23 protein-coding genes are annotated in these 24872 nt (G+C 69.0%); 11 read left to right on the top strand and 12 right to left on the bottom strand.

All coding sequences use genetic code 11. The features are described from left to right. From ACXVUM_RS04060 to ACXVUM_RS04045, 4 genes are read right to left on the bottom strand one after another with little or no spacing between them, the layout of a single operon-like run. Window positions 1-696: a transglutaminase-like domain-containing protein gene (locus ACXVUM_RS04060; RefSeq protein WP_253655367.1), complete on the bottom strand. Its 696-nt coding sequence runs from the start codon at window positions 694-696 to the stop codon at window positions 1-3. Next, window positions 693-1892, bottom strand: coding sequence for an NAD(P)/FAD-dependent oxidoreductase (locus tag ACXVUM_RS04055; RefSeq protein WP_253655368.1), 1200 nt, complete (start codon window positions 1890-1892; stop codon window positions 693-695). The genes ACXVUM_RS04060 and ACXVUM_RS04055 overlap by 4 nt, the downstream gene beginning before the upstream one ends. Continuing rightward, window positions 1889-3280 carry a cytochrome P450 gene (locus ACXVUM_RS04050; RefSeq protein ID WP_253655369.1) on the bottom strand — a complete coding sequence of 464 codons (1392 nt, stop codon included), beginning with the start codon at window positions 3278-3280 and terminating at the stop codon, window positions 1889-1891. The genes ACXVUM_RS04055 and ACXVUM_RS04050 overlap by 4 nt, the downstream gene beginning before the upstream one ends. Before the next feature lie 26 nt (window positions 3281-3306). Then, the gene (locus tag ACXVUM_RS04045) at window positions 3307-3627 is read right to left on the bottom strand and encodes a 2Fe-2S iron-sulfur cluster-binding protein (RefSeq protein WP_253655370.1); all 321 of its coding nucleotides are present in this window, start codon (window positions 3625-3627) and stop codon (window positions 3307-3309) included. A gap of 99 nt (window positions 3628-3726) precedes the next feature. Between ACXVUM_RS04045 and ACXVUM_RS04040 the strand changes: the two genes are divergently transcribed. After that, entirely contained in the window at window positions 3727-4752 is a 1026-nt protein-coding gene (locus ACXVUM_RS04040) for an AraC family transcriptional regulator (RefSeq protein WP_253655371.1), read from the top strand. A 5-nt stretch (window positions 4753-4757) separates the two neighbouring features. On the opposite strand, the gene ACXVUM_RS04035 is transcribed toward ACXVUM_RS04040, so the two are convergent. Then, a complete protein-coding gene (locus tag ACXVUM_RS04035) occupies window positions 4758-5234 on the bottom strand; it encodes a PaaI family thioesterase (RefSeq protein WP_253655372.1) in 477 nt (158 codons plus the stop codon). 102 nt (window positions 5235-5336) lie between these two features. On the opposite strand from ACXVUM_RS04035, the gene ACXVUM_RS04030 reads away from it, so the two are divergent. The 3 genes from ACXVUM_RS04030 (at window position 5337) to ACXVUM_RS04020 (ending at window position 9821) form a co-directional block, all read left to right on the top strand. Further along, entirely contained in the window at window positions 5337-5945 is a 609-nt protein-coding gene (locus ACXVUM_RS04030; RefSeq protein WP_372505037.1) for a TetR/AcrR family transcriptional regulator, read from the top strand. 111 nt (window positions 5946-6056) lie between these two features. Beyond that, window positions 6057-9077 carry an MMPL/RND family transporter gene (locus ACXVUM_RS04025; RefSeq protein ID WP_253655373.1) on the top strand — a complete coding sequence of 1007 codons (3021 nt, stop codon included), beginning with the start codon at window positions 6057-6059 and terminating at the stop codon, window positions 9075-9077. Window positions 9078-9314: 237 nt separating this feature from the next. After that, window positions 9315-9821 (top strand): DUF6764 family protein, encoded by a 507-nt coding sequence (locus ACXVUM_RS04020; protein ID WP_253655374.1) that lies wholly within the window; start codon window positions 9315-9317, stop codon window positions 9819-9821. 383 nt (window positions 9822-10204) lie between these two features. Here ACXVUM_RS04020 and ACXVUM_RS04015 read toward each other — a convergent pair whose 3' ends face one another. Further along, window positions 10205-10972 (bottom strand): LamB/YcsF family protein, encoded by a 768-nt coding sequence (locus tag ACXVUM_RS04015; RefSeq protein ID WP_253655375.1) that lies wholly within the window; start codon window positions 10970-10972, stop codon window positions 10205-10207. A 22-nt stretch (window positions 10973-10994) separates the two neighbouring features. On the opposite strand from ACXVUM_RS04015, the gene ACXVUM_RS04010 reads away from it, so the two are divergent. After that, window positions 10995-12560, top strand: a complete 1566-nt coding sequence (locus ACXVUM_RS04010; RefSeq protein ID WP_253655376.1) for a carboxylesterase/lipase family protein — start codon at window positions 10995-10997, stop codon at window positions 12558-12560. Here the strand turns inward: ACXVUM_RS04010 and ACXVUM_RS04005 are convergent. Beyond that, window positions 12489-13340, bottom strand: a complete 852-nt coding sequence (locus tag ACXVUM_RS04005) for an alpha/beta fold hydrolase (RefSeq protein ID WP_253655377.1) — start codon at window positions 13338-13340, stop codon at window positions 12489-12491. The genes ACXVUM_RS04010 and ACXVUM_RS04005 overlap by 72 nt on opposite strands. A gap of 98 nt (window positions 13341-13438) precedes the next feature. On the opposite strand from ACXVUM_RS04005, the gene ACXVUM_RS04000 reads away from it, so the two are divergent. Genes ACXVUM_RS04000 through ACXVUM_RS03990 form a run of 3 tightly spaced genes read left to right on the top strand, consistent with a single transcriptional unit; the run spans window position 13439 to window position 15330 of the window. Further along, on the top strand, window positions 13439-13858 hold the full coding sequence (locus ACXVUM_RS04000; protein ID WP_253655378.1) for a DUF2599 domain-containing protein: 420 nt from the start codon (window positions 13439-13441) through the stop codon (window positions 13856-13858). 39 nt (window positions 13859-13897) lie between these two features. Beyond that, the gene (locus tag ACXVUM_RS03995; RefSeq protein WP_253655379.1) at window positions 13898-14302 is read left to right on the top strand and encodes an ArsR/SmtB family transcription factor; all 405 of its coding nucleotides are present in this window, start codon (window positions 13898-13900) and stop codon (window positions 14300-14302) included. After that, the gene (locus ACXVUM_RS03990) at window positions 14299-15330 is read left to right on the top strand and encodes a cation diffusion facilitator family transporter (protein ID WP_253655380.1); all 1032 of its coding nucleotides are present in this window, start codon (window positions 14299-14301) and stop codon (window positions 15328-15330) included. The genes ACXVUM_RS03995 and ACXVUM_RS03990 overlap by 4 nt, the downstream gene beginning before the upstream one ends. A gap of 182 nt (window positions 15331-15512) precedes the next feature. On the opposite strand, the gene ACXVUM_RS03985 is transcribed toward ACXVUM_RS03990, so the two are convergent. From ACXVUM_RS03985 to ACXVUM_RS03965, 5 genes are all read right to left on the bottom strand, one after another. After that, a complete protein-coding gene (locus tag ACXVUM_RS03985) occupies window positions 15513-16397 on the bottom strand; it encodes a metal ABC transporter permease (RefSeq protein WP_253655381.1) in 885 nt (294 codons plus the stop codon). Then, window positions 16394-17212: a metal ABC transporter ATP-binding protein gene (locus ACXVUM_RS03980; protein WP_253655382.1), complete on the bottom strand. Its 819-nt coding sequence runs from the start codon at window positions 17210-17212 to the stop codon at window positions 16394-16396. Before ACXVUM_RS03980 ends, ACXVUM_RS03985 begins: the two co-directional genes overlap by 4 nt. A 28-nt stretch (window positions 17213-17240) precedes the next feature. After that, on the bottom strand, window positions 17241-18179 hold the full coding sequence (locus ACXVUM_RS03975; protein WP_308214019.1) for a metal ABC transporter solute-binding protein, Zn/Mn family: 939 nt from the start codon (window positions 18177-18179) through the stop codon (window positions 17241-17243). A 112-nt stretch (window positions 18180-18291) separates the two neighbouring features. Next, window positions 18292-20487, bottom strand: coding sequence for a SulP family inorganic anion transporter (locus ACXVUM_RS03970; RefSeq protein WP_458520565.1), 2196 nt, complete (start codon window positions 20485-20487; stop codon window positions 18292-18294). Between the two features lie 168 nt (window positions 20488-20655). After that, window positions 20656-21630, bottom strand: a complete 975-nt coding sequence (locus ACXVUM_RS03965; protein WP_253655383.1) for a pirin family protein — start codon at window positions 21628-21630, stop codon at window positions 20656-20658. Window positions 21631-21917: 287 nt separating this feature from the next. Here ACXVUM_RS03965 and ACXVUM_RS03960 point away from each other — a divergent pair, with 287 nt between their 5' ends. The 3 genes from ACXVUM_RS03960 to ACXVUM_RS03950 are packed head-to-tail and all read left to right on the top strand — an operon-like array spanning window position 21918 to window position 24835. Beyond that, window positions 21918-22763: an alpha/beta fold hydrolase gene (locus ACXVUM_RS03960; protein ID WP_372505054.1), complete on the top strand. Its 846-nt coding sequence runs from the start codon at window positions 21918-21920 to the stop codon at window positions 22761-22763. Then, a complete protein-coding gene (mshA, locus tag ACXVUM_RS03955; RefSeq protein ID WP_458520564.1) occupies window positions 22760-24112 on the top strand; it encodes a D-inositol-3-phosphate glycosyltransferase in 1353 nt (450 codons plus the stop codon). The genes ACXVUM_RS03960 and mshA overlap by 4 nt, the downstream gene beginning before the upstream one ends. Window positions 24113-24169: 57 nt before the next feature. Then, window positions 24170-24835, top strand: a complete 666-nt coding sequence (locus ACXVUM_RS03950) for a YbjN domain-containing protein (RefSeq protein ID WP_458520563.1) — start codon at window positions 24170-24172, stop codon at window positions 24833-24835. The last annotated feature ends 37 nt before the right edge of the window (window positions 24836-24872 follow it).

Raw genomic sequence — 24872 nt, 5'->3', positions numbered from 1 at the left:
TCACGAGTCTCCTGTGTTGGGGCGTGAATGAAATGCATCCTTCGGCAGTGCACGCCTCGCGAGTATCAGAGGGCCGTAGGCTTCTGTGAGGGCCGCAAGGATGTCGTCGAGAGGCAGGTCGTCGAACACACCTCTCTCGCGGACGTACTCCATGTGTGTGGAGCCGTCCGCGGAGTGAGCGTGGAGCAACGCGTCGCTGTCGCCGGTGAAGTCGATCGGGGCAACTCCGAACCGTGCGCACAGCTCCGAATTGAACGCGGGTGTCGCCTTGAGCCACCGGCCGTCGATGTAGACGTGGCTGTACCCGTGATAAACGAAGACGTCGGTTCCCATCAGCTCACGCAGTGTGCCCGTTTGTAGGTGGTTGCGGACGTCGGCGAAGCCGAGCCGCGCTGGGATACGCGCGGCGCGGAATGCGGCGGTGAGCACGACGGCCTTGGGGACGCAGTATCCACGTCCGGATTCGATGATGTGGCTCGCCCGGTAGTGCTCCGGGTCGTCGGAGACGCTGTACGGGTCGTAGCGGATCTCGTCGCGCACCGCGGCGAACAGTCGGCGGGCCTTGTCCCGGTCGGTGTCCGCGGTGCCCACAGCCTCGCGAGTGAAGGTCCGAACGGTGGCGTGGTCTATGTCGAGAAAGCGCGAGCGCGCCAACGCCGCTGCCGGCCTGTTCGCGGTCATGGGGGAGGTGTTCACGAGGTGGCTCCGATCAGTTCGGCCCTGTCGATCGACGAGCGCTGCGCGATCGCGCGCTTGGCAGTCATGAAGTCCTGGGGCCGGTTGATGCAGTCAGCCGCGATCAGTTCGCGGTCGCGGAAGTAGTAACAGGTGAAGCCGCGGTCGTGGGCGGGATCACCGCTGAGAAGTACCTCGTCGTACCCGGTGTTCAGCCCGGCGATCTGCAGCTTCAAGTCGTACTGGTCGGACCAGAACCACGGCAGTGACGAGAGAGCCGAGTCGTTGCCGCAGATGGTGGCGGCCGCGACCTTGGCCTGCTCGGTGGCGGCTGCCACACATTCGAGACGGGCGCGACGGCCGTACCGCTCGATTGGGTGGCTGACGCAGTCGCCGGCCGCGAGGATGTCGGGGTCGCTGCTACGAGCGCGGTCGTCGACGAGGATGCCGTTGTCGACGTCGATGCCCGCAGCTGCTGCGAGCTCCGTGTTCGGAATGACGCCGACGCCGACGATGACCAGTTCAGCGGCCAGCGTCTCTCCGCCGGCGAGGACAACGCCGGCGACGCGTTCGTCGCCGCAGAACCCTTCGACGATTGTGTCGGTCCGTACCTCAACACCTTTCTCGCGATGAATTCGCTCAAAGAATTCCGACACGACGGGCGCCGTGACACGTTCGAGTACGCGTCCTGCCGCCTCCAGGACGGTGACCTCGACACCCAGTGTTCGAAGCGAGGCCGCTGTCTCCAGGCCGATGTACCCGCCGCCGACGATGACGACCCGCGAACCCGGGACCGCGGCGGCGCGGATGGCCTCGACGTCGGTAGCGGTGCGCAGATAGTGCACGCCCGGCAGGTCGGCACCGGGGACCGGCAGTGCGCGAGCTCGAGCGCCGGTGCACAGGGCCAACTTGGAGTAGGGCACCGCGTTGTTGTTGCCGAGAGTGACGGTTCGTTCTGCACGGTCGATCGAGGTCACGGTTGCGTCGACGAGTTGGATCCGTTGCTTGTCGTAGAACTGGTGGCTGCGGATCGCGACGTCGTCGAGATGGCAACCGCCAGCCAGGTATGCCTTGGACAGCGGTGGCCGCTGATACGGCAGGCGGCCCTCGTCGCCGATCAGCAGGATGTCCCCAGCCCACTTCTCTTTGCGCAGATTGGCCGCCAGCTGTGCGCCGGCGTGGCTGGCGCCGACGATCACGACCCGATCAGCGGTCACTTCTCCTGCTTGGGGGTCAGACGGACCATCATCTTGCTGATCCCGCGAACGAAGTTGGACTGCACGTACTCTGGATCACCGACCACCTCGATGTCGTCGAAGCGCTCGAGGAGTTCTTCCCAGAGAATGCGTAACTGCAATTCGGCCAGTCGGTTTCCCATGCAACGGTGCACGCCGAAACCGAACGCGATGTGGTTGCGTGCGTTGGATCGATCGATGATGAGCTCGTCCGGGCGGTCAAACACCCGCTCGTCGCGGTTGCCGGAGGCGTACCACATGACGACTTTGTCGCCTGCGCGGATGAACTGACCGTTGAGCATCACGTCCTTCTTGGCGACCCGGCGCATGTATGCCAGCGGGGTTTGCCACCGGATGATCTCCGACACGGCATTGGGGATCAGATCCGGGTTGGCTTTGAGTTTCTCGAACTGCTCGGGAAACTCGTTGAGAGCCAGCACTCCGCCGCTCATCGAGTTGCGGGTGGTGTCGTTGCCGCCGACGATCAGCAGCACGAGGTTCCCGAGGAACTCCATGGGGCTGTCGTCGAGAAGGTTGTTGGTGTCATCGTTGCTCTGCAGCATGGTGATGAGGTCGAAACCGGGCTCTTCGCCTGCCGCGGTCCGAGCGGCCTTGTCTCGCCACAACGCACTCAAGCCCTGTGCCATCGCGACCATCTCGCGAAAAACCTTGTCGTTGTCCGATGGTCCGCCGTTGGCCTGCTCCATCGACGTGGCCAGATCCGACCACTGGACGAGTTTGTGGCGCTGCTCGTAGGGGTAGTCGAGCAACGTCGCGAGCATCCGCGCGGTCAGTTCAACCGACACGGTCTGGACCCAGTCGAACGGTTCGTCGAGCGGTAGCTCGTCGAGGACCTCCCGGACGCGGGAGCGGATGAGGCCCTCCATCTCGCGCAGGTTCTTCGGTGCGACGACTCCCTGGACGGCGGCGCGCTGCTTGTCGTGCCGCGGCGGGTCCATGGCGATGAACATTGCGATGTCCATGAATCGGGGCGGCCGACCGATGATGATGAACGGTTCGGCGGAGAACGCGTCGTGGTTCTTGTCGACAGCGATGATGTCGGCATGTCGAGTGACCGACCAGAACGGTCCGAAGGGACTGCGGGGCTGGAAGTGAACGGGCGCCTCATTGCGCACCCGCTCGAAGTAGGACCGCCACATGCCCTGTCGGTAGAGAAATGGGTTGCTCAGATCGATGTCGGTGAGTTCGACGTCCTCGACCGGCGGGATGGGGGTCTCGGTGAAGATCTTCTTGCCGTCGGTTCGAGTGACGATCCGGCGGGTCTTGTCATAGACGTGGGCGCCACGGATCTGTAGATCGATCGGGATCATGGACTGCGCTTTGTCGGCGAGGGCAGTTGCGATGCTCATAGACGTTGCTCTTTCGCTCTAGCCGTTCACAACTGGAACTCGGGAAGGCGAACGGTCAGACCGTCCCACTCGTTGCTGGCGGTCATCTGACAGGCCAGTCGCGAATTGGCTTCACGCTCGGGATGCATGCTCAACATGCCTTCTTCGACGTCTGTGCTGTGGCCGACGGTGTCGATCCACGCGCTGTCGACGACGACGTGGCACGTTCCGCATGCCGCCTCACCGCCGCAGTCGCCATCGATGCCCGGTATCGCCTCGTCGACTGCGATCTGCATCAGTGACCTGCCGGGGGTCACCGGCGCGGGGTAGTCCTCGCCGTCGTGGGTCACGTAAGTGATCGTGGCCATGGCCACCTCCTGATTCGTGGGTCGTGGAAGTGAGTGTGCGCGCGGCGGATGTGCCTGATCCAGGCTCGGACGTCGCGATGTCTTGTTAATTTGGCTCATGTGAGCCTTGTCGAGTTGGGGATGCCGCCGCTGGCGTTCGCGCAGCTCGTCGACAGCGGTGCCCTGGGCGCGGCGGAGACGCGGGCGTTCGGACGCATCATGGCCCGCGAGGGCGTCGATCTCGCGGCCGTCATTGCGCGACAGGGCCAGGTACCTGTCCGGTGGTTTCACGAGGTGTATCCGGCGATGGACGCTCAGCAGGGGTTCCGGTTGGGTGTGGCGTTCGCCGAGCACGCCCAGCTGACCTCGTTCGGTCCCCTGAGTTTGCCGCTGGTCAGTGCGGGTTCCGTCGTCGAAGTTGTTCAACTGCTTCAGTTCTTGCCCCTGATATCGACCGCGTTGAGCACCGAGTTCCAGCACGGAGAGTCTGGACTGACGATCGCTCTGGCCGGGCGCACCGACAGCGCCGGCACCGATTGTTTCGCCGTTACCTACGGTGGTCTGGCTGTCCTGCGGTTGGTGGACATGCTCGCCGGTGCCGTCCCTTCCGTGGAGCTTCATCTGACGTGCCAGGCGCCGTCTGACCCGATCGTCGTGGGTGAGGTCGGCCATCGGATCGTTTTCGACGCGCCTGCGGCGTTCGTGCACATACCGGCTGCTGTGCTCCACGACGTGTGCCGTTTCTCCGACCCTGTGGCCTACCGGATCGGTATCGCCGAGCTTCGACGCGTCTACGAACAGCGCAGGCCCAGTTCCTACACGCAGCTGGTCCGCGCACAATTCGACGCCGATCCTGCGCGCGCTGACGGCACTCGTATCGCGGCGGAGCTCTCGACATCGGTGAGCACACTCAAGCGGCGCCTGCACGCCGAGGGCACCACCCTGCGCCGCCTGCGGCAGCAGTTTGTTCAAGAACGAGCGACAGCGCGACTGCTGGATCCTGGCATCGGTGTGGGCGAGATAGCCGCAGAACTGGGGTACTCCGACGTCGCCAGTTTCTCTCATGCGTTTACACGGTGGGTCGGGTGCTCCCCGACTCAGTTCCGCCGCGCACCGGGGAATCAGCAGGCAGCGCCGGGCACCTGAGCAGGTCAGTCCGCGCGGAGGAAATTAACGAAAAAGGTGTCCACCGTGGAGGTGTCGGCGTAGCGCGCGAAGTGCGTGAGGTCGACTTTCACGAACTCGCCGGTGGCGGAGAAGTAGGTCTCGCCCTCCACGGTCCCGCTCGCCCCGATGTGCAGGATGTGATCGACGTCCTCGTCGATCCACGCCGTGAGGCGTACTGGCAGGTGCAGGGGCACCGGTCGGCGGTACTTGACGGTCAACGTGCGCGTGACGGCCGGGGTGCCGGCGATCCACAGCGTGAATCCCATGATGTCGTCGCACGCGGCCGAGATGGCCCCTCCGTGCGCCAGGCCGGGTCCACCAGCATGCTTTTCGGTGAAGGAGTGATCGGCGAAAACTCGGTCCTCGTCGCGGTAGACCTCGAGCTGCAGGCCGCTGGCATTGTCCGGCCCGCAGCCCATGCACGATGGGGAGTGCGCGGGCAGTCTGGCGGGTGCTGACATCACAGTCCTCGAATCGATGCTCGTGCCGGTAGCGGACCGCTACCGACGGTATCGTTGGCAGAATGCCACATCTGTGGTGGACCAACAGCGAGGAGAGCGCGGGTGGCGGTGAGCATCGATGGCCTCGACGACGTCGATCCGCGGCGGGTTCGGTCCCGAAACCGGCTACTCGACGCCACGGCGGTGTTGCTGCGCAGCGGGGGAGTGGAGGCTGTGACCGTCGAGGCGGTCACCAGCGTGTCGCGGGTTGCCCGCACAACCCTCTATCGGCACTTCGGCAGTACCACCGATCTGGTGGCCGCCGCCTTCGAGCGTTTGCTGCCCCAGGCCGATGGCCACGAACTGTCGGGCTCGGTGCGCGAGGACCTGATCCGGTTGATGGACCGTCAGGCGGCCGTGATCGAACAGGCACCGCTACAGGTCACCACGGTCGCGTGGTTGGCGATGGTGCCTGAACGGGCCGGCGAGCAGAGCAACGCCCTTGCCCCACTGCGTGCGCGGGTGGTCGATCACTACCGCGAACCGTTCGACCGAGTACTCACCAGCGCCAGTGCCGTCGACGAACTCGACGATTTCGACCTCACTCTGGCCATCACCCAGCTCGTCGGGCCACTGATCTTCGCCAAACTCACCGGGATCCGGGCCGTCGACGCCGATGACCGCCGCCGCATCGTCGACGACTTCCTGACGGCGCATCGCCGCCTGCCCTGACCGCTCGAACAATCCACGCCCAGTCCGAAGACGAGCGATCGCCGCACGGTTTTCGCTACATCCTGTAGCGTACCGATCCAGCTAGTTCCGTTTCCGGCAGGAGTGGTGTTGATGGTGGTGCACCACCCTTTACGGCGATCGGCCGGCGCGCGGTCGGAACGCGCGGAATACAGCGCCACGCTTGCGCGGGTGGCTCGGTACGCGCTGGCGCACAAGGTTGTCGTCGTCGGTGCGTGGCTCGCGGTGGGTGTGGTGTTGGCGCTGGCGTTCCCGCAGCTGGAGACGGTCGTGCGCCAGCAGTCGGTCGACCCGATCCCTGCAGGGGTGCCGTCGTTTCAGGCATTCGACCGGATGGGCACGGCGTTCGGTGAGAAAGGCGCCAAGACAACGGTGTTCATCGCCATGGAGAACCGTGGCGGCCTCACCCCGACGGTGCGCGCACGCTACGACGAGCTTGTTCGGGAACTTCGTGGCGCCACCGCCGATGTCTCTTCCGTCCGCGACCTGGTGGGGGATCCGACGACGGCGTCACAGGCGGTGAGCCGCGACGGGACGGCCTGGTACCTGCCAGTGGGGCTGACCGGGACGCTGGGCGGCCCTGCCGCCACTCGCGCCCTGGAATCCGTGCGCGACCTCGCCGATCGTTCCTTCTCCGGCACCGGCACCACCGTGCACGTCACCGGGCCCACGGCCACCTTCAGCGATCAGATCGTCACGGCCGAGAAAGACCTCGTGGTGATCACCGTGGCCACGGTTCTGCTGATCGCGTTCATCCTGCTGGTGGTCTACCGGTCGCTGTTCACCGCACTCGTACCCCTGCTGGTGATCGGGATCAGTCTCGGCGTTGGGCGCGGTGTGGTGTCAGCGCTGGGCGAGCTCGGAATGCCCGTCTCACAGTTCACCGTCGCGTTCATGACGGTGATCCTGCTCGGTGCCGGCGTGGACTACACGGTCTTCTTCATCAGCCGCTACCACGAGCGACTACGGTCGGGCGCCGAGCACGCACCGGCACTCATCGACGCCACCGCCACGATCGGGCGCGTCATCCTCGCCTCCGCCGCAACCGTCGCCCTGGCGTTTCTGGCAATGGTGTTCGGGAAACTGAGCGTCTTCTCGACTCTCGGACCGGCATGTGCGATCGCGATCGTCATCGGATTCCTCGCAACGGTCACCCTGCTACCGCCGGTCCTGCACGCCGCCTCCCACCTCGGGTGGGGTGCACCACGCGCGGACCTGACACGGCGCTACTGGAACCGCATCGCGGTCCTCGTCGTGCGGCGCCCCGCCTCGCTGCTGGCAATGACACTGGTCGCACTACTCGCCCTCGGCGCAGTGGCGTTGGGCATCACCATCACCTACGACGACCGCAGCGGACAACCCGCCACCACCGACAGCAACGAGGGCTACGCGCTGCTCGACCGGCACTTCCCGACCAACACCACCGTCCCGGAATTCCTCGTGATCCAGTCCCCGACCGACATGCGTACCGCGAAAGGGTTGGCTGACCTCGACGACCTGGCATCACGAGTCGCGCAGGTCCCGGGAGTGACCCGGGTCGTCGGCGTCACCCGACCCACCGGCAGCCGCCTCGAGCAAGCCCAGCTGTCCTGGCAGAACGGACAGATCGGTGACCGACTCGCCACGGCAGTCAGTGACGGCCGATCACGCACCGGCGACCTGTTCCAACTCCGCGACGGCGCCGACCAACTCGCAACCGGACTTGCCACGCTCGACAGCCAGATCCGCGCCAACCTCACACCGCTGTCAGGGATTCTCGACCAGGCCACGACCGCAGGACAACAGATCCAGCAGTACCGGCCACTGCTCGGCCAACTCCGCACAACCGCACCCGCACTGGACCAACTCACCGCGCAGGCACCGCAACTGGCCACCGCAGCACGGCAGGCATCCGACGCTCTGAGTCTCGTGAGCGCCGCGCGGCCCTTACTCGACAACGCTCCCTGGTGCGCTCCGATCCCGCAGTGCGCCGCCGTCCAGCAGCAGCTCCGGACCCTGAGCACACTGCGGGACTCCGACTTCCTCCCCCAAATCGGCGCACTCTCCGGTCAACTGAGCAACCTGGGCACACCCATCACCACCATCACCACGCAACTCACCACCGCAGTCGACACTCTCGACACCACGCTGGGTGCTGTCACCGCCCGCGACCTCCCCGCTCAGCTCGCCCAGCTCCAGGATGGGGTGAGTCAACTCGCCGCCGGCTCCCGCGCCATCGCCGGGGGAGTGGCCGCACTCGTCGACAGCAACCTGCAACAGCTCGCCGGGATGGCCACGCTCGCCGCGCAACTGCAGACCACCGCCCGCGAAACCCGCGGCTCGGACGCCGCCACAGGCTTCTACCTACCGCCCGACGCGTTCGCCAACCAGAAATTCTCCGACGTCGCCGCGCAATTCGTCTCCCCAGACGGACGCACAGTGCGCTACGCCATCCAGAGCGACGCCGATCCATACAGCAGCCACGCGATCGAACTCACCAACACCATCACCACCGCGGCCCAGACAGCGAAACCCAACACCGCCCTACAGAACGCATCGGTGTCGCTCGCGGGATTCCCCGCCATCAACGCCGACCTGCAACGCCTACTCAGCCACGACTTCCGACTCCTGGCCCTGGCCACCCTCATCATCGTCGGCGTCATCCTGATCGCACTCCTCCGAGCACTCATCGCACCGCTGTACCTGCTGGGAACCGTCATCCTCAACTATGGCGCCGCACTCGGCATCGGGGTGCTGATCTTCCAACACATCCTTCACACCGAGATCGCATGGCCAGTACCGCTTCTCGCGTTCATCGTGCTCGTCGCCGTCGGCGCCGACTACAACATGCTGCTGATCTCCAGGCTGCGCGAGGAATCCCACCGCAGCATCCGCATCGGAGTCCTACGAACCGTCACCAACACCGGCTCCGTCATCACCTCCGCCGGCCTCATCTTCGCGGCCAGCATGTTCGGACTCATGGTCGGCTCGATCGCCATCATGACCCAAGTAGGCCTCATCATCGGTGTCGGACTACTCCTCGACACCTTCATCGTCCGAACCATCGTCGTACCCGCAATCGCCACCCTCGCCGGACCTGCGAGCTGGTGGCCAGGCAAACACGGCGTGACCTGACTCGGGTATGCCATCGGGAGGCTTGGCCGGAGACGTCGACTTTGCGCGCCCATCGGAAGGAAGTGTGCGTCAGACAGAGTCGCGCCCGTCGTCGAGCTTCCTTGATGTCCAGAACGGTGATGCGATGACCACATCGCCATGCTGGAGAATGTAATAAAGTTGTGCCGCAACGCGTTTGATGTGCCGCCGCAGCGTGCGGCACACTGATTGAGCAACCCCTTCGAACAAAGGATTCTGATGTCCACTTCTCGTCGTATCGCGACCACCGGAGCGTTCACCCTGCTCGCCGGTGCCGGCATCGCCTTCGCCGCCGCCCCGGCGTCCGCCGCGCCGCTCGCCTGCCCCGCCCTGCCGAACCAGACGTCGGTCACCGACAACTGCTCGGCCACGTCGTCACCAACCGGCACCTCGGCCGGCATCGGTGACACGAAGGGTGCCGCGTCGGCCGACGCCAAGGCCAATGGCCTGTCGCTGGCGATCGGTCTCGGTGGTGGCAGGGCCACCTCGCAGGCTCAGAACTTCGCCGCACCGGCGGCGATCGCCTCGGGTCGGGGCGCGATCGTGAACCTGACAGGAGTGAAGCCGGGCCTCGCGATCGGCATCGCCGGCCCCGGCGCGACCGTCACCGTCACCGGCACCTCGGCCGCCACCTGCACCGGCGGTCAGGGCTTCGCCGGCGACTTCCAGACGTTCTCGGGTTGCATCAACCTGGGTAATGGTTCGATCCCGCTCGGCAACCGCTGAACGCGCAGCCGTACACATGCTCCGTGACACGGGATGCGGCGTGACCACCCACACTGTGTGACGGGGTGCGCTTCGGTGACAGACGCCGAGCGGTCATCTCACCAAGATCGCGGCGGGGGAAGATGCCGACGATGAGCGTTCTGCAGTCGGTCGGACCGACGATGTCAATAATTGCGTTCTGATGTCGTCGGTTCGGCCGTCCGGCGTCGGGCGCGTGCGCAGCGCATCCCCGACATGTGACCTTCCGGAAGGGTAGAGCCGCCCCCTCTTCGGTCGTGCTCAGCCCGGCAAGACGAGAGAGCGCTATCGTCCCGTCGTGGCGGTCAGCGGCGGCTATCGATGCGCCGGAGACGGTGTGTCTCCACGTGAGTTGGTCTGAGATATCACGGCAGGAACGATCTGAGCCGGACACCGGCGTCGGCCAGCGCCGAGGCGACGGCGCGGGCGTGCTCGATCGCGCCCGGGGTGTCACCGTGCAGGCAGATGGAGTCGACGTCGACCGACACGACCGTCCCGTCGACGGCGACCACCTCGCAGGCGGTCACCATACGGACTGTGCGCGAACAGATCTCGGCGGTGTCGGTGAGCACCGCTCCCTCGGTGCCGCGCGGGGCGAGTGACCCGTCGGACCGATAACCACGATCGGCGAAGCCCTCGGCGATCACGCGGAGTCCGGCCTCGCGCGCGAACCGCGCTGCGACCGAGCCCGGCAGCGTCACCAGCGGCAGGGTCGCGTCGACCGCAGCGACCGCCGCGACGACGGCCCGCGCCTGGTCTTCCTTGTGGACGATCGTGTTGTACAGCGCGCCATGCGGTTTGACGTAGTCGACCCGACCGCCCACCGACCGGGCGATGCCGTCGAGCGCGCCGATCTGGTAGATCACGTCGGCGGCGAGGTCGTCCGGCGCTGCGTCGACGAAACGTCGCCCGAACCCGACGCGGTCGGGGTAGGAGACCTGCGCCCCGATCCGCACCCCGGCGGCGACCGCCGCGGCGCAGGTCCGTCGGAGTCCCGCGGGGTCACCGGCGTGGAAGCCGCAGGCGACGTTCGCCGACGTCACCACCGACAGCAGCGCCTCGTCGTCGCCGAGGCGCCACACCCCGTACCCCTCGCCGAGATCGGCGTTGAGATCGGTCCGCGGAGTGGCCATGAGCACAGGCTAGTGTCGATCCATGGGACACGCTGACACGCTCGTGACCACCGAGAACGGTGTCGTCGACGGGGTCGCGCACGACGGACTGCACTCCTGGCGCGGGATCCCCTACGCCGCACCGCCGATCGGGGAGCGGCGCTTCCGGGCGCCGCAACCCCCGGTCGGCTGGCGGGGCGTCCGTCGCTGCGTCAGCTTCCGCAACGCGGCACCGCAGGCACGTCGCTACACGACGACCGGCATCAACAAGCACCAGCCCGTCAGCGAGGACTGCCTCACCCTCAACATCATCGCGCCGGCGCGCCGCAGCGGTCCGCTGCCGGTCATGGTCTTCATCCACGGCGGCGCCTACATCCTCGGCTCGTCACAGACCTACCGTGGCGACTCGCTGGTCCGGGCGACCGGCGTCGTCTACGTGTCCATCAACTACCGCCTCGGCGCGCTGGGCTACCTGGACCTCACCGGGTTCTCCACCGAACAGCGACCGTTCGACGGCAACCTCGGCCTGCGGGACCAGCTCGCCGCGCTGCAGTGGGTGCAACGCAACATCGCCGGGTTCGGCGGCGACCCCGACAACGTCACCGTCTTCGGGGAGAGCGCCGGCGGCAACGCCGTGACCACCCTGCTCGCGACGCCGTCGGCGGAGGGACTCTTCGCCCGCGCGATCGCGCAGAGCTCGGCACCCGCGCTCACACTCCCGCAGGAGTGGGCGACGACGTTCGCCGAGACCTACGTCGACATCCTGGGCGAGACCCACGACGACCCGGTCGCCGCCCTGCACACCGCGACACCGGGTGAACTCGGTCGCGCCGGAGATCGTCTCGCGCGCAAGGCAGGCAAGCTCGTCCCGGGCGCGCAGCCGTTCGGCCCGACGATCGACGGCGTGCTCCTGCCACAGGACCCCATCGACGCCGCGGCCGACGGGCGCACCCACCCGGTCCCGCTGATCATCGGGACGAACCGCGTCGAGGCCAACCTCTTCGCCAAGGTGTTCCCGGTGTTGCCGACGTCGCCCGGCGCGGTACGCCGGTCGCTGGAGGGGGCCCGTCCCGAGGTCCGGGATGCGATCCTCGCCGCCTATCCCGGCTTCCCGGAACCCGCCGCGTGCCGGAAGATCATGGGCGACATGATCTTCTGGGCGCCCTCGGTGGCGATCGCGGACGGTCACAGCCGACACGCGCCGACGTACATGTACCGCTACGACTACTCGACCCGCATCCTCGACTGGGCCGGCTTCGGGCCGACCCACGCGATGGAGCTGATGGCCGTGTTCGGTCTCCTCACCTCACCGTGGGGGAGGCTGTTCACCGCGGCCGGTGACAAGCACGGTGCGCGACGCGTCACCGAGGCCGTGCAGGCCGACTGGGGATCGTTCGCGGCGACGGGTGCGCCGCGGTCCGGCTGGCCGCGCTACGACACGCAGACGCGGGCGGTACGGATCATCGACGACCCGCTGCGCGTCGAGTTCGATCCGAAGGCGCAGCGTCGCGAGGCGTGGGCCGGGTACCGCTCGTACTCAGAGGTCCCACTCGGCGGGGGGATCTCCGGCGAGGAAGGACAGCATCAGCGGGTTGAAGACGTCGGGTGACTCCAGCGGCAGCAGGTGCGTACCCGGCAACACCGCTGCCCGCGCGTCGCCCAGCGCGTCGACCACGTCGAGCGTGTGCGCGACGGTGACCTCGTCGCGATCACCCTGGATCACCAGCGTCGGCGTCTCGACCTCGGCGAGCGTGGTGAGGTCGATCTCGGGTTCCGACGTGATCATCTCCATGGTCTTGCGATGGATCTCGGGGAAGTGGTCCGGACCGTCGGGGCTCACCGCGTCGTACTCGGCCGACAGGAACCGCATCGTCTCCGAACCGACGAGCAGCGAGTCGGTGATCCCGTCGGCGACCTTGCCGTCGCTGTTGAAGTACTGACCGACGAGCACCATCCGGTCGACCAGGTCGGGGCGTCGCCGAGCGACGAGCAGCGCGACGACCGCGCCGTCGCTCCAGCCGACCAGTCGTGACGGTGCGCCGAGCACGGTGTCGAGGTAGGTGATGGTGTCGTCGGCCATGCGTGAGTAGTGGAACGGTCGCGCGTCGTCGGGGGAGTGGGCGTGCCCGGCGCGTTCCGGAGCCAGCACCCGCCACCCGGACTTCAGCAGTTCGGGGATCTGCGCACCGAACGACGACGCCCCGGCGAACGCGCCGTGGAGCAGGACGACGGGGCTGCCGTCGCCGGAGTCGAAGTGCCAGATCGGGTGGCCCCCGACGTCGACGTAGCAACCACCGTCGACACAGTCGCCGGGCCGGACGGTGCGGCCGTCGTCCTCGGGGGCGGCGGGACCAGGCTGCGTATGGTCGACGGCAGGCCGAGTGGGCATGGCGAACATGCTGGCAGATCCCGGGGAGAGGCGCGGACATCGACATCCGATCGACACCTTGCTCGCGACGGGCGTCGGCGTCTGCGGTCGGGGCCCTCGTGCTGATCGCGGTGTCCGCGTGCGGTTCGCCGGGCGCAGGCGAGACCGCGTCCGCACCGTCCTCGTCGTCTGGTCCGCCGGCCGTCGTCACGTCGTCGCTGTCGCCTGCCGCGCCGCCGTACATCGATCGCGTCGTCTGGGTGGACACCCCGTCGGGCCGCAGCCTGCAGGTGTACCCGACGTCGTCGGGCCGACGCGCCCAGGGCGACGGCGACGCGGCAGAGGCCTGGCGGGAGGTCCTCGCCGACGACCCGACCGCGGGGACGCCCGGCATGCAGGCGCAGTTCGACTGTCACTGGACCTTCGCCCGGCTCGTCGAGCCGGACAAGCCCAGCTGGAACCTCGAACCCTGGCGGCCGGTCGTCGACCAGCAGCAGATGATCGCGGCGCGCTGCAATCCCGGCGGCCCGGAGGTCTGATCCGTCGGCGGTACGGGGACCGTTCGCTACTATCTGCGTATGCATGCAGATAAGAAGGTCTGCCGCCGAACCCTCGCCGACGACCAGGTCGCCCTGATCGTCGAGGTCTTCCGGATGCTCTCCGACGCCACTCGCGTCCAGGTGCTGTGGGCCCTCGTCGACCGCGAGTGTTCGGTCACCGAGCTCGCCGAGAAGGTGGGCAAACCGGCGCCGTCGGTGAGCCAACACCTCGCGAAGCTGCGGATGGCGCGGCTGGTCCGCACCCGCAAGGAGGGCACGACCGTCTTCTACCGACTGGAGAACGATCACGTGCAGCAGATGGTCGTCGACGCGGTCTTCAACGCCGAGCATGCCGGGCCCGGTGTCCCCGGACATCACCGTGCCGACGCGCACGCCGAGCTGCCCGGGGTCGTCGAGCCGATCCGGGACGTGTCGGGGCGATGAGCGACCACGCGCACGACCATCACCATGCGCACGACGACCACGACCATCACCATGCGCACGACGGGTACGACCATCACCGCGCGCAGGGGGTGTGGCGGTTCGTCCCGCACGCGCTGACCCCACACAGCCACGACGCCGCCGACCGCATCGACGACGCCGTCGAGGGAAGTGTGCGAGGCATCAGGGCCGTCGGGATCAGCTTCGCCGTCCTGTTCGCGACCGCGCTGGTTCAGCTGGTCGTGACCCTGCTGTCGGGATCGGTGGCGCTGCTGGCCGACACGATCCACAACTTCTCGGACGCGTTCACCGCGATCCCGCTCGCGCTGGCGTTCCTCGTCGGCCGCCGCTCACCGACCCGTCGCTACACCTACGGTTTCGGACGCGCGGAGGACCTCGCCGGTCTGGTGGTGATCGTCATGATCGCGGCCAGCGCCGTGCTCGCCGGGTACGAGGCCGTCCGGCGCCTCGTCGACCCCCTGTCGCCGACGCACCTGCCGTGGGTCGCCGCGGCCGGGGCGATCGGGTTCGTCGGCAACGAGCTCGTCGCGCAGTACCGGATCCGGGTTGGTCGGGCGATCGGCTCGGCCGCGCTCGTCGCCGACGGTCAGCATGCGCGCACCGACGGGTTCACGTCGCTGGCGGTGCTCGGCGGGGCGGCGGGCACGGCGCTCGGTGCGCCGATCGTGGACCCGATCGTCGGGTTGGTCATCACCGTCGCGATCGCCGGTGTGCTGTGGACGGCCGGTCGGGACGTGCTGCGGCGGCTGATGGACGCGGTCGATCCCGCGGTGGTCGGTGAGGCCGAGCGGGTCGTCGGTGCGGTGCCGGGCGTGCTCGGGGTGGCCGGCGTGCGCATGCGCTGGATCGGCCACCGGATGCACGCCGAGATCGAGGTCGACGTCGACGAGTCGGCACCGCTGAAGGACGCCCACGCCACCGCGCACCGCGCCGAACGCGAACTCGTCGACCACGTCCCCGGGGTCTCGTCGGCGCTCGTGCACGCCTATCCAGGACATCGCGTCGCCTGACGCTCCGCTTCTGGTGGCGTCGCCCGGCGAACGCTCCACTCGTAGGGTCCCCGCTCCACATACAGGGAGTCGCCGGGCCAGACGCTCCACATGTTCGAGGACGCTCCGGATACTTCCGGAGCGTCCTCGAACACGTGGAGCGGGAACCCTGTAGGTGGAGCGCGAACCCTGGAAGTGGAGCGTCAGCTCGCTGGGGCGGTCGTGGCGGCCGGGGCCTCGACGAGCGCGCGTCCCGACGCGCGGCGCCGTCGACTGCCGACGACGCGGCAGACGACGTAGATCAGGAACGAGATCGACGTGATGACCGCCGACGACGGCACGTTCGGGGACAGCGAGAGGATGAACCCGCCCAGTGCGGAGATCTCGGCGAAGACCACCGACAGCACCACGACCCGCGCCGGTGACGCCGTGAGACGCACCGCGGCGGCGGCGGGGGTGATGACGAGCGACATCACCAGCAGCGCCCCGATGATCTGCACGCACTGCGCGACCGCCGCGCCGAGCAGGACCGCGAACACCACCGACAGGGTCCGTGTCGGCAGTCCCAGCGACTCGGCCACGACGGGGTCGGTGCTCGCGAAGAGCAGTGGCCGCCAGATGATCGCCATTACGGCGAGGACGATGGCGGTCGTGACGGCCACGGCGATCAAGCCCTGTGACCCTACGGCGACAACCTGACCGGCCAACAGCGCGAACGCGGTACCGACCTTGCCGTACAGCGACACGAAGAGGATCCCGAGTCCGAGCCCGAAGGCCATGACGACCCCGATCACGGAGTCGCGCTCCTTGGCGCGGTAGCCGAGCAGCCCGAACACGACGGCGGCGACGATCGAGCCGAGGATGCCGCCGACGTTGACGCTGAACCCGGCGAGCAACGCGGCGGCAGCGCCGGTGAAGGACAGTTCGGCGGTGCCGTGCACGGCGAACGCCATCTGCCGCGATACGACGATCGGACCCAGGACCCCACCGAGGATGCCGAGGAAGAACAGTGCGGCCAGGCTCTGCTGGACGAACTCCTTGGTCAGCAGGAAGCCGATGAGCGACGGGTCGAAGACGCTGGCGTTCACCGGCCGGTCTCCGGAACGACCTCGTTGGTGCCCGGCACCTGGCCGGCGTCGACCTGCCCGTGACAGGACGCGTCGTCGGCCCCCACCACGACCAGTCGACCGGCGACCCGGAGCACCTCGACGGGGCTGCGATACAGCTCGGTGAGTGTCTCGGAGGTCATCACGTCGGCGGTCCGTCCGATCCGGAACCGGCCGTCGACGAGGTACACGACGCGGTCGACGAAGGGCAGGATCGGCGTGATCTCGTGGGTCACGAACACCACGGCGGTCGACGCGGCGCGACGGCGGCGGTCGATGAGCTGGGCGACGCGGGCCTGGTTCTTGGGGTCGAGAGACAGCAGCGGCTCGTCGCAGAGCAGGACCGCGGGGTCGGAGGCGAGTGCCTGCGCCACCCGCAGGCGCTGTTGTTCACCGCCTGACAGCAACCCCAGTGGCGCGTCGGCGAATGCGCGGGCGTCGACCTGGTCGATCGCGGCGTCCACCGCTGACCGACGAGCCGCGCGGCGGCGGAACCCGACACCCCATCGCGCGCCGTCGACGCCGAGCCCCACGAGGTCGCGACCGCGCAGGGGGACGTCCTCGTCGTGGGGGCGCTGCTGCGGGACGTAGCCGACGGACCCGGCGACGCGCACCTCACCCGCGTCGAGGCGGTATTGGCCGAGCAGGGTGCGCAGCAGCGACGTCTTCCCCGAGCCGTTCGGGCCGAGGACGGCGATGAACTCTCCGGGCGCGATCGTCAGGTCGAAGTCGCTCCACAGCACACGGTGCCCGAAACTCAGTCGTGCGCCGCGGATCTCGACGGCGGGCGCGGTCACCGGGACCGCGGTGGAGTCGGTTCCGCGCTCACTTCGCGACCGCGGAGGCGATGGCGTCGACGTTCGTCGTCTGCCACGCGACGTAGCTCGACACGCCCTCGGGCAGTGTCTCGGAGATCTTCACGACCGGCAGGCCGTTCGACCCGGCGACCGACAGCAGCCGCTTGGTGGTCTCGTCGACCGCCTGCACGTTGTAGAGCAGGGCGGCGACCTCCTTCTTGCCGATGAGGTCCTCGGTGGTCGCGATCGCCGCGGCGGGCGGATCGTTGCCCGCCTCCACGGCGTCGGTGAACGCCGACGGCGTCGCGTCGACGAGACCCGCCTCGGCGAGGAGGTACGCGGCCAGTGGTTCGGTCTGCGCGACCTTGACGCCCGAGTGGGCCGCCTTGATCTGCGCGGCCTTGCCCTCGAGCTCGTCGATCTGCCGGCCGAACGATTCTGCGTTGGCCCGGTAGGCGTCGCGGTTCGGCGGATCCTTTTCGGCCATGGCGTTCGCGAGATCCGACGCGACGGCCTTCACGACCGCGAAGTCGTAGAAGAAGTGCTCGTTGACCTGTCCCTCGCCGGTCGGGGCGTTCGGGTTCGCCTTCTTGTAGGCGTCGAAGGCACTGATGACGGGGGTGTCGGGGTTCTTCTGCGCCTTGTCCATGTAGGCGTCGTAGTCGGCGCCGTTCTCGACGATGACGTCGGCGCCGCTGATGGTGGCGGTGTCCTGCGCGGTCGGCTCGAACTCGTGGGGGTCGCCGTCGGGGGAGGTGTAGATCGACCGCACGCCGGCCTTGTCGCCCGCGACCGCACTGGCGACCGCACCCCACACGTCGGTCGACGCGATCACGTTCAACGTGCCGGGTACCGCGGGGCCGGTGTTGCCCGAGCATCCCGACGCGGTGACCACCACCGCGGTGGCCACGGCCACCGCCGCGACACCCGCCCGCACACGTCCTGCCCTGTCGCGCAGCCTCATCATCTGGACTCCTTCGCCGTCTCGGTCGGAAATGGTAACCGTTGTCAAGAAGGCCTGCCCGCCCGGGACCCGGTTGCCGGCGCACCCCTCGTCGCGTCGGCCACCGGGTGTGCCGCTACACCGCGACCGTCACGCCGGTCGCGGTGACGTCCATGACGCGTGCGGTCGGGATGTCGAAGAACATCCCGGCGACGAGCACCCGTCCGTCGGCGATCGCCCGACCCACCAGCGGATGTCGCTGCAGTGTCTGCATCTGGACGGCGACGTTGACGATCGCGAGCTGGTCGATCTCGCCGAACCCGGCGTCGGCGGCGCTGCGGGCGGCGGGGTGCCCGCTGCGGAACGCCGCCAGGCTGCCCCGGGCGTTGCGCAGCCACGCGCCGACCGCCCCGACGGGCTCGTCGTCGGCGAGCAGCCCGGTCATCGCTCCACACGACGAGTGGCCGCACACGACGATCGAGCTGACGCCGAGGTGCTCGACCGCGAACTCCAGCGCCGCCTCGACCGACGGGTCGGTGTGGGGCTCGGTGGGCACGAGGTTGCCGACGTTGCGGACGGTGAACAGGTCGCCGGGACCGCTCGAGGTGATGACGTTCGGCACGAGCCGCGAGTCGGCGCACGTGAGGAACAGCGTGTCGGGGTCCTGACGGTCGACGAGGCCCGCCATCAGCTCTCGCATGTGGTCGACGTCGTCGCGGTGATAGCGGTCGACGCCGGTGCGGATGGGACGCAAGGCCGGGCTCTGGCCGTCCGGCGTGAGCACCCGCGAGCGCCACGGCGTCATGCCGAGGACGCGGCGTCGGACCTGGTGGCGACGCGGCGGGGCGGTGGAGGCGTCGGCGAGCAGGGCCATCCCCGTCTCCTCGACGACGACGGTGCCGCCGCCGGCCTCGTGCGCCCAGGTCCAGTCGCCGATCAGCTCCGACGCGGCGTGGTCGAGGAAGTCGGCGTCAATCGAGATGGTGACGTGCGCGCCGGCCGGGACCTCGGCCAGTGCCCGGTTCAACCGGGGGAGTGACAGGAAGCTGAGCGACCCGCGGATCGCGACCTCCCACTGTCGGGAACCGGGCGTGCCGAACGGCTGCGACGTGATCGAGGCGCGGACCACGCGCCACACCACGATCCCCACGGCGAGTGCCAGGCCGATGCCGACGCCCTCGAGCAGGTTGAGGAACACGACGCTGAGGATGGTGATCACGTAGACGACGAGGTCGCCGGTGCGCAGGGCGGTGCGCATGTGGGCGAGCTTCACCAGCTGCACACCGATGACCACGAGCAGGCCGGCCAGCGCGGCCATCGGGATCTGTTCGACGACGGCGGTGAGCATCACCGCGAACACGAGCACCCACACGCCGTGCAGGATCGCCGAGGCGCGCGTGCGCGCACCGGACGCGACGTTGGCGGTGCTGCGGACGATGACGCCGGTGATGGGCAGTCCGCCCGCCATGCCGGAGACGATGTTGCCGGTGCCCTGCCCGAGCATCTCGCGGTTGAAGTCGGTCCGCGGACCGGTGTGCATCTTGTCCACCGCGACCGCCGACAGGAGTGACTCGACGCTCGCGATCAGGGCGACGGTGATGATGCCGAGGACCACCGCACCCCAGTTCCCGGATGGCAGTTCGGGCAGGGCCAGCGCCTGGAAGAAATTGCCGTCGAGCGAGATCCGGTCGACCGAGAGTCCGGCGGCGAGGGAGACCGCGGTGGCGGCGACGATGGCCACCAGCGGGCCGGGCACCTTGCGCACCGATGCCGGCAGCGACGGCCACCCCAGCATGACGACCACGACGATGCCGCCGACGAGCAGTTCGGGCCACGAGACGTCGGCGATCGATCCGGGGAGTGCGGCGACGTTCTCCCACGCCGAGCTCTGCGTGGTGCCGCCGAGCAGCACGTGGATCTGCTGCAGGGCGATGGTGACGCCGATGCCCGCGAGCATCGCGTGCACCACCACGGGCGCGATGGCCAGCGCGGCCGACGCGATCCGGCTGAGCCCGAACAGGATCTGCAGGACACCCGCGCCGACGGTGATGAAGGTGGTGACCTTCCAGCCGAACGTGGCGACGAGTTCGGCGACGACGACGGTGAGGCCGGCGGCGGGACCGCTCACCTGCAGGGGAGCGCCGCCGAGGGCGCCCGCGACGATGCCGCCGACGACGGCGGCGATGAGGCCGGCCATCACGGGCGCGTCGGAGGCGATGGCGATGCCGAGCGAAAGAGGAAGTGCGACAAGGAAGACGACGAGCGACGACGGCACGTCGTAGCGGAGGACATCGCGGAGGGACGCCGGCGACAGGGCGGCTGGTCGGTGCATGACCGCAACGTACGGGCGAATTGTTAAAGCGATCTTAAATCGTTTACCAAGAGACATAAATGACTCGGAAGTCTGGAGCGAGCCCGATCGGGACCCCGGCGGGACTGTGGGACGTCACAGGGCCCGGGTGTGACCCCGGCCCTGCGACGGCTCGTCAGATGACGACGGTCACCGCACCGAGCGGTGCGGCATCAGCGCATCGGCGGGGATCACGCCGAACCGCCCTGCGTTGAAGTCCTCGATCGCGTCGACGACCTCCTGCTTGGTGGTCATCACGAACGGCCCGTAGGCGACGACCGGTTCGCGGATCGGGCGGCCGCCGAGCAGCAGCACCTCCATGGCGGGACGGTTCGAGTCCTGGGTGCCCGACGCCGAGACCGTGATGCGGTCCCCGGGTCCCAGCACCGCGAGCTGTCCGCCCGCGATCGGGTGACCGAGCGGGCCGACGGTGCCCTCGCCGGAGAGGACGTAGACGAGCGCGTTGTGGTCCCGCTGCCACGGCACGTTCAGCTGCGCACCCGGCTCGACGGTGGCGTGGGCCAGCGTGATCGGCGTCCGCGTCGACCCCGGTCCGCGGTGGGTGCCGATGGAGCCGGCGATGATGCGGACCAGCGACCCGCCGTCGGGCGACGAGATCAGGCGGGTCTGCTCGCCCTCGATCGACTGGTACGCGGGCGTGGAGAACTTCTCCGACCGCGGCAGGTTGACCCAGAGCTGGATGCCGTGGAAGACGCCGCCGCTCTCGACCAGTTCGGCCGGCGGGGTCTCGATGTGCAGGATGCCGGCGCCCGCGGTCATCCACTGCGTGGCGCCGTCGGCGATGAGTCCGCCGCCGCCGTGGCTGTCCTGGTGGGCGAACTTGCCGTCGATGATGTAGGTGACGGTCTCGAAGCCGCGGTGCGGGTGCCAGCTGGTCCCCTTGGGCTCACCGGGCTCGTAGTCGACCTCGCCCATCTGGTCCATGTGGATGAACGGGTCGAGGTCGGCCTTGCTGACGCCCGCGAAGGCGCGGACGACGGGGAAGCCCTCGCCCTCGTAGCCCCGGGGGCCGGTGGTGACGGAACGGACCGGACGCTCGGTGTCGGTGGGGGCGGGGCCCTCGACACGGTCGAGCGTCAACGTGTCTGCGGTGACTGCGGGCATGGTGGTCCTCCTCGCGGCGCGGTCTGGCGCGCGTCGGTGACGATCGTTGCCGATCGCGTCCCGGTGGGCGGGACACCCGATGTAACCGGACCGCGGTCCGTATTGTTCCCCGGCGTGATGTCGGTCGCGGCCGACCGTGACCGCCCGTGCCGGGTGCCTACTGTGGAGACATGTCCAGCGTGCAGCCCACGACCGCGGGCGGAGCGGCGTCGACAGCCGCAGGGGGTCCGGTGACGGCCGCGGTGCGGTCGGTGACCGGCCCCGACGGTGTCGCCGTCGCCTACCGCGTGTGGGGCGACGCCGCCGACCGCCCGACGCTGCTGCTGATCCACGGGTGGGCGCAGAACGGCGGCAGCTGGGGCGCCGATCTCCTGGCCGACCTCGCGACACGGCACCGGGTGATCGCCGTGGACCTGCGCGGCCACGGCGCCTCCGGGATGCCCGTCACCTCCGACGACCCCGGCGACGGGTTCTCCGCCGACCTCCTCGTCGGTGACGTCGAGGCCGTGCTCGCGGCCGAGGCGGGCGACGACGGGGTCGTCGCCGTGGGGTGGAGTTACGGCGGCCTGGTGATCTGCGATCTCCTGGCCTCGCGCGCCGCGGGCGTGACCGACGGTCCGCCGATCGCGGGTGTCGGTCTCGTCGGGGCCATCACGTCGCTGGGGCGCGGCGAGCGCGGTGGTCGGGTCGGGACCGCGATGCGCGCGGCGCTGCCCGACGCCTACTCCGAGGACCCGCGCACCGCGATCCGCGCGCTGTCGTCGTTCGGGGCGGCGCTCGTCCCGGCCGACCGCCCCGACCTCGGAACGATCTCGCAGTACTTCTTCGGTGCCTCGCTCTCGACCCGTCCCGCCGCCCGCGCCGGACTGTTCGCCCGCACCGCCTCCCACGACGACATGCTCCCGACGCTGGCGATGCCGGTGCTCGTCCTGCACGGCACCGACGACACCGTCGTCGACGTGAGTGCCGCCCACCACGCCGCGGGCCTGCTGTCCGGCGACGTCGACGTCGACCTCTGGGAGGGTGCGGGGCACGCGCCGTTCGTCGAGGACCCCGCGCGGTTCGCCGCCGCGCTGGACCGGCTCGTCGAGCGGGCGGTGTCGGTCGCGTCGGCCGCGGGAGGCGCGCGATGACCCTGCGTCGCGTCGCCGTCCTGTCGGTGCACACCTCACCGCTCGCCCAGCCCGGTACAGGTGACGCCGGTGGCATGAACGTCTACGTCTGGCAGACCGCCCGCGAACTGGCGCGCCGGGGCGTCGAGGTCGAGATCTTCACCCGCGCGACGTCGTCGGCGGACGAGCCCGTGGTCGACGCGGCCGACGGCATCACGGTGCGCCACGTGGTGGCCGGGCCGTTCGAGGGGCTCGACAAGCGCGACCTCCCGACGCAGCTGTGCGCGTTCGCCGCGGGGGTGCTGCGGGCCGAGGCATTGCACCCGCCGGGCCACTACGACCTCGTGCACTCGCACTACTGGTTGTCGGGGCAGGTCGGCTGGCTCGCCCGCGACCGCTGGCGGGTGCCGCTGGTGCACACCGCGCACACCCTGGCCGCGGTGAAGAACGCCTCGCTCGCCGCCGGCGACGAACCGGAACCGATGCTGCGGCAGATCGGTGAACAGCAGGTCGTCGACGAGGCCGACCGCCTCGTCGCCAACACCGACGCCGAGGCGCGTCAACTCATCTCGATCCACCACGCCGACCCCGCCCGCGTCGACGTCGCGACCCCCGGGGTCGACCTCGACGTCTATCGGCCCGGGTCGCGGCAGCGGGCCCGCGCCGAACTGCGCTCGCTCGGCGTCGATCTCGCCGACGACGAGACCGTCGTGACGTTCGTCGGCCGCATCCAGCCGCTCAAGGCACCGGACGTGTTGCTGCGCGCTGTCGCGCCGCTCATCCGCGACAGACGGCGACGCATGCGGCTGCTCGTCGTCGGTGGACCGTCGGGATCCGGGTTGGCCCGGCCCACCGCCCTTATCGACCTCGCCCGCGAGCTCGGCGTGGCCGAGTCCGTCACCTTCCTGCCGCCGCAACCGCCGCGGGACCTCGCGCGGGTGTACCGCGCCTCGGATCTCGTGGGCGTCCCCAGCTATTCGGAGAGCTTCGGTCTCGTCGCCGTCGAGGCGCAGGCGTCGGGCGTGCCCGTCGTCGCCGCGAACGTCGGAGGTCTCGGCATCGCCGTCGACGACGGCGTCAGCGGCACGCTGGTCGACGGCCACGAGATCGACCGGTGGACCGCTGCCGTCGACGCGACCCTCGCCTCGCCGGAAGCGCTGGGGCGCATGGGAGATGCCGCAGCGCGTCATGCCCGCCGCTTCTCCTGGGCGTCGACGGCGGACCACCTCCTCGACAGTTACCACCGTGCCGTCGACGACTACGCCGCCGCCCAACGCCGGGACGACGCGGACCGCGCGGCACGCAGCACCCCGGCCGCGCCTGCGCGCGCCCGACGGTGGGCCCGCCGCCGCACCGGGATCCGCGCCTGACCCACGTCGCCGGTCCCGACGACCACCACCTCGATGATCAACACGGAGGAGCACGAGATGACCCGGTCGGTCGACCCGCAACTGCACGGCACGCGACGTCCCCCACGCATCGTCGAACAGTCCGATGCGATCCAGAAGGCGTTGCGCGAGCGGGAGATCGAGTTCTCCCTGAAGCAGACCGGTGGCTCGGACACCGAGCACATCGTCATCGAGCTGCCCGGCGAGCGGAAGCTGAAGACCACCGTCCTGCTCACCGTCGGCAAACCCGGTGTGCGGGTGGAGGCGTTCGTGTGTCGTCGCCCCGACGAGAACCACGAGGGTGTCTACCGCTATCTGCTCAAGCGCAACCGCCGGCTCTACGGCGTCGCGTACACCATCGACAACATCGGTGACATCTACCTCGTCGGGCGGATGTCGGCGGAGTCGGTGAGCCCCGGCGAGCTCGACCGTGTGCTCGGGCAGGTCCTCGAGGCCGCCGACGGTGACTTCAACACCCTGCTCGAGATCGGCTTCTACACGTCCATCCAGCGGGAGTGGGCGTGGCGGGTGTCGCGCGGGGAGTCGCTGCGCAACCTGCTGGCGTTCGAGCACCTCATCGACAAGGAGAACCTGCCGACGATCGGGCCCGCCGACGACGCGCCGGAGCAGTCGGTGACCGAGCTGGCGCAGGGCGGACCGCCCGAGGCGGGACGTGTCGCGGATCCGGACGAAACGGACAGCTGAGGGTCGGGGCGAACGCCTCCGTCCGGCACGCGCGCGT

It is taken from the genome of Williamsia sp. SKLECPSW1 (assembly GCF_054332755.1).
Note: the sequence above shows the minus strand (reverse complement) of the source record. Positions and strands in the feature narration are given on the sequence as shown.